Source organism: Roseburia sp. CLA-AA-H209, from assembly GCF_020687575.1.
In the GTDB taxonomy this organism is placed as follows: domain Bacteria; phylum Bacillota; class Clostridia; order Lachnospirales; family Lachnospiraceae; genus Roseburia_C; species Roseburia_C amylophila.
In genome coordinates this window covers 1-2039 of the sequence record NZ_JAJEQU010000043.1, presented here as the reverse complement: position 1 = coordinate 2039, position 2039 = coordinate 1, and the positions used below count along the sequence as shown (strand labels likewise).

Here is a 2039-nt window from a genome sequence, read left to right as displayed (position 1 = left end):
ACCTTATACGCCGCAGTGTGCATCCTCGCGGAGCGTTTTTTACTTTACAGGAAAGCAATTTCCTGTAAAGTAAAAAAACAGCAGTGTCCATGTTTTCTTCAACATATTTAAGACACTGCTGTTTTATCTGCCTTATCGGTAGCTTTGCTTTATAGATGACTAAGTGTTACATTTTGTTATCCGTTTTTAGTTTTTCTGCCCTAAAGTTACGGTTACCGTCTGTTCCTGATACTGTCCATCTGTCTGACGTTCAAATACAACTTCTACAGAATCACCTGCTGCACAATACTTAATCGCATCATTTAATTCTGTTGTAGATGAAACCTTGCTTCCATCAAAGGATGTGATAATATCTCCTGCCTGTAAGCCTGCCTGCTCTGCCGGTGAACCTTCCTTTACCTGATAGAGATATATTCCTTCCGGCATATTATAGGTCTGTGCAACGGTGGAGGATACATCTACACCGGAGATTCCAAGATATGCGGAACGGGATTCATCCACCTGTTCCCGGTTGATTAATTTTTCAATAATCGGAGACGCTGTATTAATCGGGATAGCATAGCCCATACCTTCTACACTGGTATCAGAATATTTTACAGAACTGATACCGATTACTTCACCCTTGGCGTTCAGTAATGCGCCACCACTATTACCAGGGTTAATAGCCGCATCAGTCTGAATCAGTTCATTGGTTGTGGTAGAACCGTCTTCATTTTCTACGGACACCTCTCGGTTCAATGCACTGATAACACCGGTTGTAACAGACTGCCCATAACCTAACGCATTTCCAATTGCGACTGCTGCCTGACCTACACTTAAGTCATCAGAATTGCCAAGGGTTGCAACCTTAATGGTACTTAAGGTGTCTGCGCTGATATCGGAAATCGGAACTGCAACGACTGCTAAGTCACTTCCTGCATCTGTTCCTTTTACTTCTGCGGCTACTGTGCTGTCATCGGAAAACTGCACGGTAATACTTTGGGCACCGGATACCACATGATTATTCGTTGCTACATAGATGTACTGGTCATCCTGGCTTACTATGATTCCGGAACCACAGCTTTCCTGTGGCTGTGATGCAGTATATCCATACCAGGTGCTTACCTGTTTTTCACTCATATTCGTAATTGCAACAATAGATGGCATTACATTATCTGCAATATCTGAGACATCCGTCAAATCGGTTACTGCTTTGGATGAAGTATTTGCTGCCTTAACGGTATCTCCGCTGCTGCTCTTATTCAGGGAAGCCTCTGTCTTAGCAGATTCAGAGTTGCTCCACTTCGTTCCAAGCAGCTGATTTGTTCCCGCAAATACGCTTCCTGAAATCAATCCAAAGACTAATGCAATAGCTGCACATTTTGCAAGTTTTACACCAAATCCGCCTTTACCATGTTCTTTCTTTACTTTTTCTTTCCGTTTTTTCTTCTGCTGATTCTGTCCATATGGCTGTGTTCCCTGACTATAATAGGCATTTCCCTGTCCATACTGGGTTCCCTGACTATAATAGGCATTTTCCTGCCCATACTGGGTTCCCTGACTGTAGCCCTGTGAAGTATTTCCGTTCACCTGACTGCTCCATGAAGTATTTGTTCCGTCTCCTGTCTGCTGGTTCGTCTGATTATATGAATAAGGAGAGCCGGAGTTAAAATTGTTGTTATAATTGTTTTCCATAAAGATTACTCCTTTCATCTCTTTGTTACTTTCTGATTATGATAATATCCATAAATTGTGTTAGTTCTGTGTCTATTTATTGAGAAAAATATGTTTCTTTTATGTTTAATTTGTAAAAAGCTCTGCAAAAGAGGATATATTTTACATTAGAATTTTTTCTATAAAAAAGGACATTTTATTTTCACACCGAAATACCACCGTTCTTAATATTTCGTTTTGCTTTTTGCTATAAAAACAGTCTTTCCAATGTTTGACATAGATAGCTCCACCGTTCGTCGAAATACGGATGCCTGATAAGGACTGTTAGGGGCACTTAGGATTTCGTCTGGCACCCGGCAACGCTGGCACAGGACGTGCCAGCGAGG

The 2039-nt window shown here is 41.5% G+C and carries 1 protein-coding gene; it reads right to left on the bottom strand.

Annotated features, from left to right (window positions below):
• Positions 1 to 186: 186 nt before the first annotated feature.
• Entirely contained in the window at positions 187 to 1674 is a 1488-nt protein-coding gene (locus tag LKD41_RS15445) for a S1C family serine protease (protein WP_227701672.1), read from the bottom strand.
• Between the last annotated feature and the right edge of the window lie 365 nt (positions 1675 to 2039).